Below are 16,883 nucleotides of genomic sequence, written 5' to 3'. Positions count from 1 at the left end.
AACCTCTGGTCTGTCGGCGGGTCGGGCCCCGATCTCGACGAAGATGACGGTCATTGGTCTTTCACCTCCTCCCGTTCTCGGTGCTGGCAGTAGTTCCGCAGGGGCGACCTCGCCTTGCGGTAGAGGGCGACGAGCGGCATGCAGGTCCCACACGAGCCGCTCAGCGTGCAGCCGGTGCATCCGCCCTGCCTCAGCAGCAGCGAATCGGCGATAGTGCCCAGCCTGGCCAGCCCTCCCACGCCCTCGTCCATCAACGGGATCTGCGGATCGCGGCCGATCTTGCAAATACTGGCCATGCCGTGCGGATCAACGTGGAAGAAGGTGTGTCCCGCCTGGCAGCCGGTGAACGGTTTGCGCTCACGCAGGTGCTTCACTGACTGCGACGGGAGGGTTTCCGAGCCGCCGTAGATGGTCGGCGACATGTTCATGAAGGCCGCGTGCGGGATTCCCCAGTCATCGGCCATCGCCTGCATCTGTTCCAGCTCGTGTCCGTTCGTGTTGGTCACGATCAGGCTGAGTTTCAGAGGGAGACCGGCCTCACGCGCCGCTGCCAGTCCCTTGGTGAACAGCCGGTAGGCCCCCCGGCGTCGGGTCAGCCCGTCGTAGCTGGCTTCGGTCGCTCCGTACATGCTCAAAGTGATGTCGTGCGGCCGATGGGTGGTGAGCAGTTCCAGGATCTTCGGGTTCGCCAGTCGAGAGCCGTTGGACAGGATGGTCAGCATCATGCCGAGTTCGTAAGCCAGGCCGTACACGTCGGGGAACAGCTTGTCGATCATCGGTTCGCCGCCGGTGAGCTGGAGCCACAGCACTCCGGCGTCCCGCAGGATGTGAAGCAGTTTCTCGCGCTCAGGCCATGACAACCCCTGAAACCTCTTCAGACCCAGGTAGCAGTGCTCGCAGTCGTAGTTACAGCCCAGGTTGAGTTCGTATGTCGCGCGCACATATCCATAGGGGGACTCGCGCCGGATGAGCGTCGTCTCAGCGAACGGGCGAAGCGTGGCGTCCCGCCCCCAGGTCTCGGTGACGGCATCGGTGAACCACGCGGGCCAAAACGCTGTTTCGGTGAGTTCCCGATACTTGCCCTCGGAGATCTTCAGGCCCTGCGGACTGCCGGGACGCAGTACCAGATACTCACCGAGGAACGGGCTCACGATGAGGTGGTGCGTGGTGGTCATCTGTCCTCCGGGCTGTTCTCTTGTCGTGACTGGTCTTCCAGCGATTGGCCCCCGACACCACGGGTGCCAGCCGTTACGCCACCCCCGCCGCCTTCATGTCCGCATCTCGAACCAGACCGCACAGACGACGCACAGCCCATCCCAACGCTGGAGCATCGCCTCTACCGCGCTGTGGAAAACCTCCCGGCTCACCGCGCCGCCGCCTCACGGATACGCTGCGCCACTCTCACGTCAAGAGCGTCGATCCGCTGACTCCGCCCCCACGAGAAAAACCACCTCCCGCCGTACACGAGGGCGGGTCCGCTCTTTTATAAGCCTGGATGAGACCGAGAGCTACGCCATGCCTCTTAGTACAGACAGGAGGAGCGTCGCGACTCTTGGGCGTAAGCCGTAACCTCTGCTGTACGGAGCGGAGAAGCACTCATAGGGCGAGCATCGCTGCGGGCAGTGGCCCTGGTTAATGCCGTAGCACTGGCAGCACTGGGATTATTCTTCTCACGACTATCTGTGCGGTAGCACTTCCGCGCCTAACCTAACGTTATGAGACAGGACCAAGACCGTCCCTCGCTTCAGTTCTGGTCCACGCCCGCCGTAGCAGCCGCTCTCGCGGAGTGCGACATTCCCGCCGTCCTCGCTGAGGTGCAGCGGGTCAACGGATGGACGCAGGACCAACTGGCCGAGACGGTCGGCTACTCCCAGAGCTGGGTTTCCAAAGTACTGCGGAATCGTCAGCCGCTCACAGTGGACCAGGTCCGGGAAATATCAGTCCGAATCGGACTTCCACTTCATTTGCTCCGATTCGGTGCCCGAGGGGATGACGATCCAACGAAACGCAGAGACTTCGGCAAGGCAGTAGCTTTCACGGCTCTCGCAGCCCTACCCCTGCCTAAACGTGCGGAGGTAGACGAAACCACCGCCCCCACTTTGACCGGCATCACCGGCGCTCAACGGCGCCTGGAGGCAACGACGCCCGCTAATGAGCTAACCCGAGGAGCCGTAGCCCATGTGAATCTGGCGAACCGTGTCCTCGGACGCGCCGCCCAATCCGACTTTGCCAATGACATCCGTGCGGTGATGAGCGAAGCCGCTGGTTTCGCCGCATGGCTTCATGCCGACACGCACGACATCGGCACCTCGCGCACCTACTACCGTTTGGCGATCGACAGCGCCCGTCAGGCCGAACACTCTCTGTTGGCGGCTTACATGATCGGCAGTCTGGCCGCCTTCGAGATCGACGCCGATGATCCCATTCTGGCGCTAAACCTACTCGCCCAAGCGCGGAGGGAACTAGGTGAACAGCCACCGGCAACCGCACGAGCATGGCTGTACAGCATTGAGGCATTCGGCCACGCGACCGCCCATGATGCCCCCGCCGCTGTAGCCGCATTACGAGAGGCCGAATCCGCGGTGATTGCCGGCGAACGGGCAGCAGCACCGCCGTGGCCTTGGGTCTTTCCGTTCGATGACGCGAAGCTCGCGGGCTATCGCGCACTGGTCATGGTGCGACTCGGCCGTGCGGACGAAGCCGTGACCGCTTTCGCCGAGTCGTTGTCATCGGCCCAACCGGCCATCAAGCAACGTGGAGTGCTCATGACGGAGATCGCCACCGCCAAGGCCATCTCCGGGGACTATGACGAAGCTTTTCACCTGGTATCAAATGCCCTGACGGTAGGGATCACCTACGGCTCGGAGCGGATCATTCAACGTGCCAGACGGTTCCGCCGAACCTACGGCGGTCCGATGACAGGCAGCGCCCGCGCGTTCGACGAGCGTCTTCGCGCGACTCTCCTTTAGAAAGAAGGCCATGAGCCGTATCGCCGTCTCCGGACACCGGAGCCTTTCCCTTACGACCACTACCCTGATCGACGATGCCGTTCGCTCACTGCTCGCCGAACATGCCCCCATGATCACGGGCCTGTCATGTCTCGCGGACGGAGCCGACCAGATTTTCGCCCGAGCCGTCGTCGACCTGGGTGGAGTGCTGGAGGTCGTGATCCCCGCCAGGCAGTATCGGGAAGGACTACCCGCCGAGGCGCACCAGGAGTACGACGCGTTACTCGTCAGAGCCGAGCGGGTTCACGCGATGGATTTCATCGAGTCCACGTCTGAGTCACACATGGTGGCCAGTCGTTTCATGCTCGATCATGCTGATGAGCTACTCGCCGTCTGGGACGGCAAGCCTGCCAGGGGATACGGCGGAACGGCGGATGTCGTAACCGAAGCCAAAGAGCGAGGGCTGACGATTCATGTCATCTGGCCTGAAGGTGCTCAGCGCTAACGCTTACGTCTGTTTCGCGTAGCGCGTACAGGTGAGTGACCCCGCCACCCAATTGTCCAGGGCTCCCGGAACCCGTCAAGCACGGCTGTGACCGTAGGACAACCAGCCTGCGTGGAAGGTCACCGGGAACACGTGCACACAAAGCCGCACTCGACAGAACCCGGTCGCAGTCCCGGTGTCAGCAGCTATGAGGGTTGGGGGAGGTGTGGAATCTCGCATGGTGCCGACCGTTCCAAACAGCCGGACATGGGCAACGCGCCGACGCTCCGGCCAGGTCGCGCCCTAGACACCTGGCATGAAAAAATCCCCGCAAGAACCCTTGACCTGCGGATATATACAACGATCCGACTAAAAAAAGATGCACCCTAACTCGATAGTCGGCTTGCCCACTATCGAGTTGTGACATAACTTCGGCGACCCTTTTGTGGTCCCGCTGATGCCCTTTTCGTGAGCGATTCCAATGGCTCAGGGGACGAGAACGGCGCGACCCGCTACCAGTACGCCCTCGTGGTCTTCGCGGGCTGATCCCGCCCGCCGTCGGCCCGGCCGGACCAGCCCCAGCGGGCATGAGGCCGCCCGGTACTAGCTCCTGGCCCGGGGTTGGGCGCGGACGTGCATGCGCTCGCCCTGGGGCCCGAAGATGCTGAGGATCTCGACGGCCCCGGCCCCCGCGCTGCCGAACCAGTGCGGGAGCCGGGTGTCGAACTCGGCGACCTGGCCCGCGGCCAGGACAAGGTCGTGATCGGCCAGAACGAGCCTCAGCCGGCCGGACAGCACGTAGAGCCACTCGTAGCCGTCGTGAACCCGCGGCTCGGGCTCGGTCTGGTCGGCGGGGACGAGGATCTTCCAGGCGGCGGCGCCTCCCGGCTGGCGGGTGAGCGGGACCACGATCCGGCCGTGCGCGCGGCGAGGCGTGAGACGGATCCGGGGATCGCCCACCTCGGGCGTGCCGACCAGCTCGTCCAGCGGCACCTGGTGGGCCTGGGCGATGGGGAACAGCAGCTCCAGGCTCGGTTTGCGCTGCCCGGACTCCAGACGCGACAGCGTGCTCTTCGAGATCCCGGTCGCCTCGGACAGCGCGGCGAGGGTGATCTCCCGCTGGGTCCTGAGCCGCCTGAGGCGGGGCCCGACCTCGGACAGGGCCTGAGCGATCTTGTCCATACCGTCAATTGTTGCAGGTACGGCAACCAGGTTTGCCGATCGAGCCTCCTCGTCTCTCTTCCGGCGGTACGGCGGCCGCGGGCGTGACGGCGTTCCCTTCGAGCCTCCCTTTCGATGACATGGCGGCGGGTGTGACGGCATTCCCCTCGCCCCTCTCGGCGGCACAGGGACAGGCGTGACGGTGTTCCCTTCGAGCCTCCCTCTCGGTTACGTGGCGGCGTTCCCTCTGGTCGGGTGGCAGGTCGGAGGCCCGTTCCAGGGGCCGCGCGGGTGCCGGGCGCCGGGAGCGCCCCCGCGGGCCGACGTGGCGGGCGCGCTGTCCCGCCGGGAAAACGGTGCCCGCGTGGCGTACGGCTTTCGCACCCGCGACCGGTGTCGGCTGATCTAAGGTGGCGATGCCTCATCACATGATCCACGGGTGATATGGGGTGATCTCCCCCCTCATGCTGTGAAAGCCGAGGTCGAGGAGAAAAGCCCCATGTCTCGCAGACATGCCGCCACCGCCGGATGCGTCCTGGCGATCATCACGCTCACCCTCGCCGCCGTACCGGCCGGCGCCGACCAGCGGAGGAGCGTCCCTCCGGGGGCAGCCGTACCGGTCGTCCACGAGACGCCGGGTGCGCAGCCGCCGCCGGCCGTCCTGGAGGCCATCCAGCGCGACCTCGACCTGTCTCCCCAGCAGGCCCGCGCCCGCGTGGCCAACGAGGCCCGCCTGATACCGATCGCGGCGCGGCTGAGCAGGAGCCTCGGGTCCCGCTTCGGCGGCGCCTGGCTTCGCGCGAAGACCGCCAACATCCTGGTGGTCGCCACCACCAGCGTCGCCGACATTCCCCGGATCCTCGCCGCGGGCGCCCAGGCCGAGGTCGTCTCGAAGTCGCTGGCGGAACTCTCGGAGATCAAGAGAAGGCTCGACGTCACGTTGCCTCCGAAGCCGCTCGTGTCGAGCGTGCGCTACGTCGACATCAAGCGCAACAAGGCGGTCGTCCTGGCCTCCGAGCCCGTCCAGGCGCAGAGCTACGTCCTGAGCTCCGGTGTGGAGGAGAACTCGGTGGTCGTGCTGCCCTCCTCCGAGACCCCCCTGCCCCTGTACGACCTGGTGGGCGGCACCGCCTACTACATCGGCGCCACCAGCCGCTGCTCGGTCGGTTTCTCCGTACGCAAGGGCGCTCAGCAGGGTTTCATCAGCGCCGGCCACTGCGGCAAAACGGGCGAGACCACGACCGGCTTCAACCGCGTCGCCCAGGGCACCTTCCAGGACTCGGCCTTCCCGGGCAGCGACTACTCCTGGGTCGCGGCCAACGGCAACTGGACGGCGACCCCGGCGGTGGACAACGGCGAGGGCGGCACCGTTCCCGTCGCCGGTTCCCAGGTCGCCATCGAGGGGGCCTCGGTCTGCCGGTCCGGATCCACCACCGACTGGCACTGCGGTCTCATCCAGCAGCGCGACGCCAGCGTCACCTACCCGCAGGGCACCGTCTCACAGCTGGTCCGCACCAGCGTCTGCGCGGAACCCGGGGACTCGGGCGGCTCCTTCATCGCCATCGACCAGGCCCAGGGCGTCACCTCCGGCGGTTCTGGCGACTGCAGCCAGGGCGGCACCACCTACTTCCAGCCGATCGGTGAGATCCTCACCGCCTACGGCCTGAGCCTGGTGACCACCTCGGGCACCCAGCCACCTCCCGCGACCGGTTGCACCGGCTACCCGAACACCTACACCGGCACCCTGGCCGCCGGCCAGTCGGCCTACCAGCCCAAGAACCTCTACTACCACTCCGGCGCGGGGGTCCACTCCGGTTGCCTGAAGGGGCCCGCCGGTGCCGACTTCGACCTGTCCCTGCAGAGGTGGAACGGTACGGCCTGGCTGACCGTCGCCAGCTCGACCGGCCCCGGCCCGGACACGCGGATCAACTACACCGGTACGACCGGCTACTACCGCTACCGGGTGGTCTCCGTGACCGGCTCCGGCTCCTACACCCTGGGATTCAGGGCACCGGCCCCCTGATCCGGCACGCGCCCCGCCTCTCCGCCTCCCCGTGAACCGCCCGCCCGTCCTGCTCATGACCGCTCGACGGGCGGGCGGCGGTGAGGGTCGCGGGGCCGGGCGCAGGGTCTCAGTTTTAGCGGATCTCGCGCTTCAGCGGGTCTCGCGCTTCAGCGGGGCCAGGTCCAGTCGCGGATCTCGGCCGGGTCCTCGCCGTACTCGCGGGTGTGGGCGCGGGCGCGCAGCCGGGCGTCGGTCATGTGCTGGCGCAGGTGCGCCGACCGCTCGGCCAGCCCGGGAACCCGGTCGATGACGTCCATGACCAGGTGGAACCGGTCGATGTCGTTGAGCATGGCCATGTCGAACGGCGTGGTCGTGGTGCCCTCCTCCTTGTAGCCGCGTACGTGGATGTTCTCGTGGCCGTTGCGGCGGTAGGTCAGGCGGTGGATCAGCCACGGGTAGCCGTGGAAGTTGAAGATGACCGGCCGGTCGGCGGTGAACAGCGTGTCGAACTCGGCGTCCGGCATGCCGTGCGGGTGCTCGGTCGGCGGCTGCAGCCGCATCAGGTCCACCACGTTGACCACCCGGACCCGCAGCTCGGGCAGGTGTTCGCGCAGCAGGGCGGCGGCGGCCAGGGTCTCCAGGGTGGGCACGTCACCGGCGCAGGCCAGCACCACGTCCGGCTCGGTCCCGGCATCCGTGCTGGCCCACTCCAGGACGCCCAGGCCGCGCGTGCAGTGCGCGATCGCCTCGTCCATCGGCAGCAGGTCCAGCACCGGCTGCTTCCCGGCCACGATCACGTTCACGTAGTCGCGCGAGCGCAGGCAGTGGTCGGCCGTCGACAGCAGCGTGTTGGCGTCCGGCGGCAGGTAGACCCGTACCACCTCGGCCTTCTTGTTCATCACCACGTCCAGGAAGCCGGGGTCCTGGTGGGAGAAGCCGTTGTGGTCCTGGCGCCACACGTGCGAGGACAAAAGGTAGTTCAGCGAGGCGACCGGCCGCCGCCAGGGGATCTTGCGCGAGGACTCCAGCCACTTGGCGTGCTGGTTGAACATCGCGTCGATGATGTGGATGAACGCCTCGTAGCAGTTGAACAGCCCGTGGCGGCCGGTCAGCAGGTAACCCTCCAGCCAGCCCTGGCACAGGTGCTCGCTGAGCACCTCCATCACCCGGCCGCCCGATCCCAGGTGCTCGTCGGTCGGGAGCGTCTCGGCGTTCCAGGCCCGGTCGGTGACCTCGAAGACCGCCTGCAGCCGGTTGGAGGCGGTCTCGTCGGGGCCCATCAGCCGGAAGGTGTCGGGGTTGGCGGCGATGACGTCGCGCAGGAAGGTGCCCAGCACCCGGGTGGGCTCGCTCGTGGCGGCGGCGGGCGACTTGACCTCGACCGCGTGCTCGCGGAAGTCGGGCAGCGCCAGCGGCCGCAGCAGTTCGCCGCCGTTGGCGTGCGGGTTCGCGCTCATCCGCAGCGGCCCCTCGGGCACCGTACGCAGGATCTCGGCCACCGGCCGCCCGTCGGCGTCGAACAGCTCCTCGGGCCGGTAGGAGCCCATCCACTCCTGGAGCATCGCCAGGTGCTCGGGGTTGTCGCGTACCCCCGACAGCGGCACCTGGTGGGAGCGCCAGGTGCCCTCCACCGGCAGGCCGTCGACCTCCTTCGGCCCGGTCCACCCCTTGGGGGTCCGCAGGATGATCATCGGGGGCCGGCCGCCCTCGGCGATCTGGTCGAACACCGTCTCCAGGGTCTCGGCCATGATCTGGTGCACGGCCTCGGGCTCGTCCCCGGCCACGAGGTGCGGGCGGTATCCGTAGCCCTCCATGAGCTTGACCAGCTCGCCTTCGGGGATGCGGGCCAGCACGGTCGGGTTGGCGATCTTGTAGCCGTTCAGGTGCAGGATGGGCAGTACGGCGCCGTCGCGGCCCGGGGCGTGGAACTTGTTGGAGTGCCAGCTCGCCGCGAGCGGTCCGGTCTCGGCCTCGCCGTCGCCGATGACGCAGGCCACCACCAGGTCCGGGTTGTCGAACGCGGCCCCGTAGGCGTGGGCCAGGGAGTAGCCGAGCTCGCCGCCCTCGTGGATGGAGCCGGGCGTCTCGGGCGCCACGTGGCTGGGGATGCCACCGGGGAAGGAGAACTGCCGGAACAGCCGCCGCATCCCCTCGGCGTCCTGCGTGATGTCCGGATATTTCTCGGTATATGAGCCCTCCAGCCAGGAGTGCGCCACCGCAGCCGGGCCGCCGTGCCCGGGACCGGCGATGTAGATCATGTCCTGGTCGCGTTCGGCGATGATCCGGTTCAGGTGGGCGAAGCAGAAATTCAGCCCCGGCGTGGTCCCCCAGTGCCCCAGCAGCCGGGGCTTGATGTGCTCGGGCCGCAGCGGCTCGGCCAGCAGCGGGTTGTCCAGCAGATAGATCTGGCCGACCGACAGGTAGTTGGCCGCGCGCCAGTAGGCGTCGACGTGCGCGAGTGCGTCCATACATCGACAGTTCCTCGACTGAGGCGTTCGAACCCCGGCACGGCGAACGCGTTCACCCGGCACGGGCCGAGCGCATACGTACGCGGGCGTATGTGGGACGCACGGGGACGAGACGCGCGAGGCCGCCGGGTGGCTGCTTTCTATCGGATCGCATCACCGCCACCAACAGTCCCTCTCGCCCCACTACCGTGTTGGGGTGGAATGTACGAAGATCTCCGAATGAGCCGAGAGCGCCGTAGAGGTGCGTTCGAGGTTGCTGTGGTTCCCGCCACCGGGAACGTCGGGAGTGAACGATGAGGTTTGTCGGGTTTCGGGATGGGCGTCAGGTCCGGGTGGGCGTGCTGACCGGTGGCGACCGGGTGGCGCCGCTGGCCGAGGTGGACGAGTTCTACGAGGACCTGCCCGGCTGGACCGCCAGGGCGCGCGAGCTGGCCGGTGGCGAGCCGGGATCGTTCGGGTACGCGCCGGCCGAGCTGATCCTGGCCCCGGCGGTGACCGGTTGCGCGCGGGTGGTGTGCGTCGGGCTGAACTACCGGGCGCACGCCGCCGAGGGTGGCTTCCCGATCCCGGAGACACCCGCGGTCTTCGGGCGGTGGACGGTGTCGCTCGCGGTCGACGGGACGCCGGTGCCGGTGCCGCCGGACGAGCCGGGCCTGGACTGGGAGGTCGAGCTGGTCGCGGTGGTCGGTACGGAGATGCGGTGCGTGGACGAGGAGACCGCGCTCGCCGGGGTGTTCGGCTACGCGACCTTCAACGACCTGAGCGCCCGCCGGGCACAGCGGCTGACCGCGCAGTGGACGCTCGGCAAGAACTCCGACCACAGCGGGCCGATCGGCCCGGTGGTGACCGCCGACGAGGTGGGCGACCCGGCGAACGGGCTCCGGCTGGTGACCCGGGTCAACGGCGAGGTCGTCCAGGAGGGCGACACCAGGGACATGATCTTCCCGGTCGGGCGGGTGCTGGCACACCTGAGCCGGACCATGACGCTGCACCCCGGCGACCTGGTGGCGACCGGCACTCCCGCCGGGGTGGGGCACGCGCGCACCCCACCGCGCTTCCTGCGGCCCGGGGACGTGGTCGAGGTGGAGATCGACCGGCTGGGACCGGTACGCAACCCGATCGTGGCCTGGCCGGAGAGCTGACCGATGTCACATACCTCGCATTCCAGCCACCCTCCCCGGGACTCCACGACATCGCAGACCTCGCGTTCCAGCCATCCTCCCCGGGACTCCACGGCTCCGCCCGAGCACTCGACGAACCCCACGACATCGCAGACCTCGCGTTCCGACCACCCTCCCCAGGGCTCCACGGCTTCACCCGAGCACTCGACGAACCCCACGACGTCGCAGACCTCGCGTTCCGACCGCTCTCCCCGGGGCTCCACGACATCGCGGCTCTCGCGTTCCGACCACCCTTCCCAGGACTCCGCGACATCGCGGCTCTCGCACTCCGGTCACCCCCGGGAGCACCCCGGCCACCCGGGAGGCGCCCTCACCCCCCGTTCGGGGCTGGAGGATCGGCCGGGGGACTTCAACGTCACCCTGATCACCTTCGCCGCGATGGCGCTGTACGACGCCCTGGACGGCGAGCAGCGGGCACGGGCGCTGCTGCCCTTCGGCGACGCGGACCGGCCGAACTGGAACTTCCTGCCCGCCTCGGGACGCGCCGGGGTGCCGCTGCGGGACCTGAGCTTCGACCAGGGCATCCTGGCGCACCGGCTGATCGCCCAGTCCTGCTCGGAGCGGGCGTACGCGCAGGTGGTGCAGGTGATCTCGCTGGAGCACGTGCTGCGCGAGCTGAACCTGGAGCGGTTCGGGCACGTGGCCAGGGAGTTCCGCAACCCGGGGATGTACTTCCTGACGTTCTTCGGCCAGCCCAACCCCGACTCGGTGTGGGGATGGCGGCTGGTGGGCCACCACCTGTCGCTGAACTTCACGATCGTCAACCAGGACCACCTCGCGGTGACGCCGTTCCTGCTGGGCTCGGAACCGGCTCGCTTCGGCCCGTACCGGGTGCTGGGCGAGGAGGAGGACCTGGGGTTCGCGCTGCTGCGCTCGCTGGACGACGGGCAGCGGGAGCGGGCGATCATCCACCCGGTGCCCCCGGCGGACTTCGTCACCCGTACGGTGCCGAAGATCGGCGAGGTGGAGCTGCCCGACCCGCACGGGGTCGGCCGCCGGGACGCGATGATCACCGAGGCCGACCGGCAGGCCCTGCGCTACCTCAGGTCGCACCCGCGCGGGATCGCCGCCTCCGACCTGACCTCCCGGCAGCGGCGCGCGTTCGACGAGCTGCTGGAGTGCTATCTCGACCGGGCCAGGCCCGGCCAGGTGGCCGCCGAGATGGACCGCGTCCGCGCCGCCGGTGACGGCGACCTGCACTTCGCCTGGGCCGGGGCCGACGACTACGGGCTCGGCCACTACTACCGGATCCAGGGCCCGGTCACGTTGATCGAGTTCGACAACACCGAGGACGACGCCAACCACGCCCACAGCGTGTGGCGCGACCCGGACAACGACTTCGGCGAGGACCTGCTGATGAGACACCTCATCGAGGAACACCGCGGTGCCGCGGGGTGAGACGCCGCCCGACGAGAGGAACACCTGAGTGAAGATCGCCATTGTCGGTGGAGGCCTCGGCGGGCTGGCCACCGCCCTGATGCTGCGCCAGGCCGGTGTCGAGGCCGTCGTGTACGAGCAGACCGCCGAGCCGCGCGAGGTCGGCGCGGGAATCGTGGTGGGCCCCAACATGGTCCGCCCCCTGGTACGGGCCGGGCTCGGCGAGCGGCTGGCGTCCTTCGCCGTCCCGCTAGAGGCCGCCTGGGAGTTCAGGCGCTGGGAGGACGGCCGGGTGCTGTCCTCCCAGCCGATGGGCGAGGAGTGCCGGAGGCTGTACGGCACCGACTGCTACGTCGCGCACCGGGCCGACCTGCTCGACATGCTGCTGAAGGCGCTGCCCGCGGACGCGGTCAGGACGGACCGGCGGCTGGAGATGCTGCAGCAGGACCACGACGAGGTCGAGCTGACCTTCACCGACTCCAGGGGCGTGAAGACGGCGGTGCTCGCCGACGCGGTGATCGGCGCGGACGGCATCCACTCGGCCGTCCGGCCCAACGTCGTCGACGAGGAGCCGCCGCGCTTCTCCGGGCTGTGCGCCTACCGGTGCCTGGTCGACGCCGACCGGGCGCCGGAGCTGGCGCTGCGCCGGGTGCAGACGCTCTGGCTGGGCCCGGGGCGCCACTTCGTCCACTACCCCATCCGGGACAGGAAGCTGATCAACGTCGTCGCGATCGTGCCCGCGGGCGAGTGGCGCGTCGAGTCGTGGACGGCCGACGGGCGGATCGAGGACCTGGCGCGCGAGTTCGAGACCTGGGACCCCCGGCTGGGTCAGCTGGTCGCCGCGGCCACCGAGACCAAGCGCTGGGCCCTGTACGACCGCAGCCCCCTGGAACGCTGGACGTCGGGGCGGGTGGCCCTGCTGGGTGACGCCGCCCACTCGATGCTGCCCTTCTTCGGCCAGGGCGCGGCCCAGGCGGTCGAGGACGCGGTGGTTCTCACGAGCTGCCTGCGCGACGCCTCCCGCGAGACGGTGGCGAAGGCGCTGGTCCGCTACGAGGAGATCCGCGGGCCCCGGGCCTCGCGGGTGCAGCTGATGAGCCGGGGCCGCGAGGTGCAGAACCACCTGCCCGACGGGCCCGCCCAGCTGGAGCGCGACGCGGCCCTGGCGGGCAGTGACCCGCTCCGGCAGAGCGCCTGGCTCTACGGCCACGACCCCGAGACCGCCATCGCGGGCTGAGCAGCGGGCCTGACGGGCGGGCGGTGCGGCGGCACGGCCCGCCCGTCGGGCAGCAGCTCGCCGGTGTCCTCGAAGAGCACCACCCCGTTGCAGAGCAGGCTCCAGCCCTGCTCGGGGTGGGAGGCGATCGGCCTCGCGGCCTCCCTGCCGGGCGCGTACGCGGAGGGACAGGGTGTTTCGTGCGGGCACATGGCGTACCTCACCGGTCTGCGCTGGTCTGCCTCGCGGCGGTGTTCCGCCACCGTCTCCTTCGCAGGATGCGGCACCGGGGGCGCCCTGTCCCGGTACAAATCCGCACAGGGGCCCCTCACTCTGTCTTGCGCACCCCTCCCAGGAAGCGGTGGGCGATCACCACGAGGGCGAGGAAGAGCCCGCTGACCACCTGCTGGAAGGAGGCGTTGAGGTTGCCGACCTGGTTGATCAGGTTCTGGATCACGCCGAGCAGCAGCGCCCCGGCGATCGTGCCGCCGAGGGCTCCGGCTCCCCCGGTGAGCAGGGTGCCGCCGATGACGACGGCGGCGATCACGTCGAGCTCCAGCCCGATGCCGAGGATCGTCACCCCCGACGACAGCCTGGCCGCGTTGAGCGCTCCGGCCAGCCCCGCCAGCAGCCCCGACATGAGATAGACGGCGACCTTGGTGCGGACGACCGGCACGCCCATGAGGCTGGCGGCGTCCTCGCTCCCGCCGATGGCGTAGACGTTCTGCCCGAAGCCGGTACGCTGCAGCAGGACCATCCCCATGCCGAGCAGGACGGCGGCGACGAGCACCGGGTAGCCGACGTTCAGGACGGAGCCCTGGCCGAGCAGCGCGAAGGACGGGTCCTCGACCAGGTAGGTCGCGGCGCCCTCGTCGGAGACGGCCAGCATCAGCCCCCGCGCGGCCAGCAGCCCGGCCAGGGTGACGATGAACGGCGCCATCCCGGTCCTCGCGATGATCAGCCCGTGGACCAGGCCGAACAGCCCGGACACCACGAGCGGCAGGGCGAGCGCCACGAGGAGCCCGTACTGGGAGCCGTACGCCGCCAGGACGCCGCCGAGCACGAACAGCGACCCCACCGACAGGTCGATGCCGCCGGAGATGATGACGAAGGTCATGCCGATCGCGATGATCGCCAGGAACGAGGAGGATGTGGCGATGTTGCCGACGTTCGCCACCGTGGCGAAGGAGTCGAAGGCGAGCGAGCCGACGAGCGCGAGCACGGCGAGCACGATCAGCGCGCCGTGCCTGCGGAAGATCCTCCCGGCGCGCTCACGGCGGGCCTCGGTCTCCGCCGGAACCGTGGTGAGGGTCATCGGCGCTCCCTGGCGGCGTAGACGGCGGCGAGAATGATCACGGCCTGGGCCATCTGGGTCCAGGACTGCGGCAGGTTGTGCTTGATCAGTGTGGCCTGAAGCAGCTGCATGAGCAGCGCGCCCATCACCGTTCCCAGTACGCGGACCCGGCCGCCGCTCAGCGGGGTGCCTCCCACCACCACGGCGGTGATGGCCGACAGCTCCATGAACAGGCCCAGCGAGGTGGGGTCGCTGGCCTGCAGCCGGGAGCTGGCCAGGATCCCGGCGATCGCGGCGAGCACGCCGGAGATGACGTAGACCAGCAGCAGGATGCGCCTGACCGGGAGCCCGGCCAGCTCGCTGGCCACCCGGTTGCCGCCGACGGCGGCCACCTGGCGCCCGAAGGTGCTCTTGCGGACGACGAACAGCACGATGAGGGTGAGCGCCACCGCCACCAGCACGACGTACGGCACGCCGAGCACCGACTCGCTGCCCAGGGCGGTGAGCGCGGGGTTGCCGATCTCCTTCAGCTGCGGCAGCAGAACGTTGGCCAGCCCGCGTATCCCGACGAGCAGCGCGAGCGTCGCCACGATCGGCTGCACCCCGACCACGGCGACGAGCGTGCCGCCGACGGCCCCGACGACCGCCCCCGCGAGGATCGCCATGAGCATCGCGGGCCAGGCGCCGTAGCCGAGGTAGAGGGCGATCACCGACGCCGACAGCGCCATGACGGAGCCGACCGACAGGTCGATGCCCTCGGTGCCGATGACCAGGGCCATGCCCAGGGAGACCACGACGACGGGGGCGACCTGGAGGAGCTGGGTGCGGAAGTTGCCGACCGCGAGGAAGTTGGGGGTGAAGGCGGCGTTGAACAGCACCAGGACGACGACGGCGACGTAGACGCCGTACCGCTGCAGCCATGACAACAGCTCCGCCCTGCCGGGCAACGCGCGGACGGCGACCGTCCCGGCCTTCACCGGGAAACCTCCGTCGGCCGGACGACCACGGACACGACAGCCTCCACCGGCCGGACCATCACGGACACGACAGCCTTCATCGGAAAACCTCCACCGATGGGGCGATCACGGGCACGACAGCTTCATCGAAGGACCTCATCGGCGTGGCGACCACGGACACGACGGACCTCATCGGGGGACCTCCACCGGCCGGGCGATCATGGACATGATCGCCTCCTCGCTCACCTCGGTGCCGTGCAGCTCGCCCTGGACGGCGCCGTCGCGCAGCACCACGACCCGGTCGCAGCCCTCGACGATCTCCTCCAGGTCGGAGGAGATGAGCAGGACGGCCAGGCCGTCCACGGCCAGCTCGTCGATGAGCATCTGCACCTCGGCCTTGGCGCCGACGTCGACGCCCCGGGTGGGCTCGTCCAGCAGCAGCACCCTGGGACTCATGGCGAGCCAGCGGGCCAGCAGCACCTTCTGCTGGTTGCCGCCGGACAGCTCGCCGACCGGCTGGCCGGGGCTCGCCGCCTTGATCCTCAGCCGTTTCACGAAGGTCTCCACGATCCTGTCGACGCGGCGGTCGGAGACGATGCCCGCCCGCGAGAGCCTGGGCAGCGCGGCCAGCGCGATGTTCTCCCGCACCGACAGGGTCGGGATGATCCCCTCGGCCTTGCGGTCCTCGGGCAGCAGGCTGATGCCCGCGCGAATCGCCGCGGAGACCGAGCCGGTGCGCAGCGGTACGCCCGCCACGACGACCTCCCCGGAGTCCACCCTGAGGGCGCCCGCGATCGCCTTGGCGGTCTCGCTGCGCCCGGCACCGAGCAGGCCGCCCAGGCCGACGACCTCGCCGGGCCGCAGTTCCAGGGAGACGCCGTCGAGCAGGTGCCTGCGGGTGAGCCCGGTCGCGGTGAGCACCGGCGGGTCCTGCTCGTCCTGGGGGTGGGAGCCGCTGAACTTGGTGGCGCCCTCGGCCCGCACCTCCGACAGCTTGCGCCCGAGCATGAGCGAGACCAGGCGCAGGCGTTCCAGCTCGGCCATCCTGCCGGTGTGGACGAGCCTGCCGTCGCGCAGCACGGTGACCCGGTCGCAGATCTGGTAGAGCTCGTCCAGCCGGTGGCTGACGTAGATCACCGAGCGACCCTGGTCGCGCAGCCCCCTGATCACCTCGAAGAGCCTGCCGACCTCGCGCGGCTCCAGCGAGGAGGTGGGCTCGTCCATGATGACGACCTGGGCGTCGACGGAGACGGCACGGGCCAGGGCGACCATCTGCTGGGTGCCCATGCCCAGGGAGCCGAGGGGGCGGCGGACGTCGACATCGACGCCGTACCCCTTGAGGATCTCCCTGGCCCGCTCGTGTACGGCCCCGAAGTCGATGAGCCGGAACCGGTTCCTGGGCTCGCGCCCGAGGAACAGGTTGCGCGCCACGCTCATGGAGGGGACCAGGTTGACCTCCTGGTAGATCGTGGAGATACCGGCCCGTTGCGCGTCGAGGGGGCTGGAGAAGCCCACCACCTCGTCGCGGTATCTCACCTGGCCCGCGTCGGCCTGGTAGACGCCGGTCAGCACCTTGATCAATGTCGACTTGCCCGCGCCGTTCTCTCCCACCAGGGCGTGCACCTCGCCCCTGCCGAGGGTGAACGACACGTGGTCCAGCGCGCGGACGCCGGGAAAGACCTTCAGCACCCCGGCGGCTTCCAGGACTCGGCCGGTCGTGGCCACAGGGCTCCTCTCCTCAGATCTCCCCGATCTTCCCGAGGGGCCCGGGGCGGCGACGCTCCGGGCCGGGT

General features: G+C 69.2%; 13 protein-coding genes. 6 read left to right on the top strand and 7 right to left on the bottom strand.

Annotated elements, in window-relative coordinates; genetic code table 11:
- Positions 1 to 50: 50 nt before the first annotated feature.
- Complete coding sequence (locus ACW9TB_RS20115; protein ID WP_472749551.1) at positions 51 to 1,175, bottom strand: radical SAM protein; 1,125 nt, start codon at positions 1,173 to 1,175, stop codon at positions 51 to 53.
- A gap of 1,005 nt (positions 1,176 to 2,180) precedes the next feature.
- Here ACW9TB_RS20115 and ACW9TB_RS20110 point away from each other — a divergent pair.
- Together ACW9TB_RS20110 and ACW9TB_RS20105 are read left to right on the top strand one after the other, a co-directional pair.
- Entirely contained in the window at positions 2,181 to 2,969 is a 789-nt protein-coding gene (locus ACW9TB_RS20110) for a hypothetical protein (protein WP_472749550.1), read from the top strand.
- Between the two features lie 10 nt (positions 2,970 to 2,979).
- Positions 2,980 to 3,453, top strand: coding sequence for a hypothetical protein (locus ACW9TB_RS20105; RefSeq protein ID WP_472749549.1), 474 nt, complete (start codon positions 2,980 to 2,982; stop codon positions 3,451 to 3,453).
- A 582-nt stretch (positions 3,454 to 4,035) separates the two neighbouring features.
- On the opposite strand, the gene ACW9TB_RS20100 is transcribed toward ACW9TB_RS20105, so the two are convergent.
- Entirely contained in the window at positions 4,036 to 4,614 is a 579-nt protein-coding gene (locus ACW9TB_RS20100) for a helix-turn-helix domain-containing protein (protein WP_472749548.1), read from the bottom strand.
- A 478-nt stretch (positions 4,615 to 5,092) separates the two neighbouring features.
- On the opposite strand from ACW9TB_RS20100, the gene ACW9TB_RS20095 reads away from it, so the two are divergent.
- Positions 5,093 to 6,616 (top strand): S1 family peptidase, encoded by a 1,524-nt coding sequence (locus ACW9TB_RS20095; protein ID WP_472749547.1) that lies wholly within the window; start codon positions 5,093 to 5,095, stop codon positions 6,614 to 6,616.
- A gap of 149 nt (positions 6,617 to 6,765) precedes the next feature.
- Here the strand turns inward: ACW9TB_RS20095 and ACW9TB_RS20090 are convergent, their stop codons facing one another.
- Positions 6,766 to 9,129: a phosphoketolase family protein gene (locus ACW9TB_RS20090; RefSeq protein ID WP_472749546.1), complete on the bottom strand. Its 2,364-nt coding sequence runs from the start codon at positions 9,127 to 9,129 to the stop codon at positions 6,766 to 6,768.
- Between the two features lie 230 nt (positions 9,130 to 9,359).
- Between ACW9TB_RS20090 and ACW9TB_RS20085 the strand changes: the two genes are divergently transcribed.
- From ACW9TB_RS20085 to ACW9TB_RS20075, 3 genes are read left to right on the top strand one after another with little or no spacing between them, the layout of a single operon-like run.
- Positions 9,360 to 10,208 (top strand): fumarylacetoacetate hydrolase family protein, encoded by an 849-nt coding sequence (locus tag ACW9TB_RS20085; RefSeq protein WP_472749545.1) that lies wholly within the window; start codon positions 9,360 to 9,362, stop codon positions 10,206 to 10,208.
- A gap of 3 nt (positions 10,209 to 10,211) precedes the next feature.
- Positions 10,212 to 11,645, top strand: a complete 1,434-nt coding sequence (locus ACW9TB_RS20080; RefSeq protein ID WP_472749544.1) for a DUF3500 domain-containing protein — start codon at positions 10,212 to 10,214, stop codon at positions 11,643 to 11,645.
- A 28-nt stretch (positions 11,646 to 11,673) separates the two neighbouring features.
- A complete protein-coding gene (locus ACW9TB_RS20075) occupies positions 11,674 to 12,861 on the top strand; it encodes an FAD-dependent monooxygenase (RefSeq protein WP_472749543.1) in 1,188 nt (395 codons plus the stop codon).
- Here the strand turns inward: ACW9TB_RS20075 and ACW9TB_RS20070 are convergent.
- From ACW9TB_RS20070 to ACW9TB_RS20055, 4 genes are all read right to left on the bottom strand, one after another.
- Positions 12,825 to 13,052 (bottom strand): DUF5999 family protein, encoded by a 228-nt coding sequence (locus ACW9TB_RS20070; protein ID WP_472749643.1) that lies wholly within the window; start codon positions 13,050 to 13,052, stop codon positions 12,825 to 12,827. The two genes, ACW9TB_RS20075 and ACW9TB_RS20070, sit on opposite strands and share 37 nt — an antisense overlap.
- Before the next feature lie 116 nt (positions 13,053 to 13,168).
- A complete protein-coding gene (locus tag ACW9TB_RS20065) occupies positions 13,169 to 14,155 on the bottom strand; it encodes an ABC transporter permease (RefSeq protein ID WP_472749542.1) in 987 nt (328 codons plus the stop codon).
- Positions 14,152 to 15,111: an ABC transporter permease gene (locus tag ACW9TB_RS20060; protein WP_472749541.1), complete on the bottom strand. Its 960-nt coding sequence runs from the start codon at positions 15,109 to 15,111 to the stop codon at positions 14,152 to 14,154. The genes ACW9TB_RS20065 and ACW9TB_RS20060 overlap by 4 nt, the downstream gene beginning before the upstream one ends.
- Positions 15,112 to 15,279: 168 nt before the next feature.
- A complete protein-coding gene (locus ACW9TB_RS20055; RefSeq protein WP_472749540.1) occupies positions 15,280 to 16,815 on the bottom strand; it encodes a sugar ABC transporter ATP-binding protein in 1,536 nt (511 codons plus the stop codon).
- Between the last annotated feature and the right edge of the window lie 68 nt (positions 16,816 to 16,883).

Source organism: Streptosporangium sp. H13245 (assembly GCF_055690525.1).
This window is presented reverse-complemented; position numbering and strand designations above follow the sequence as displayed.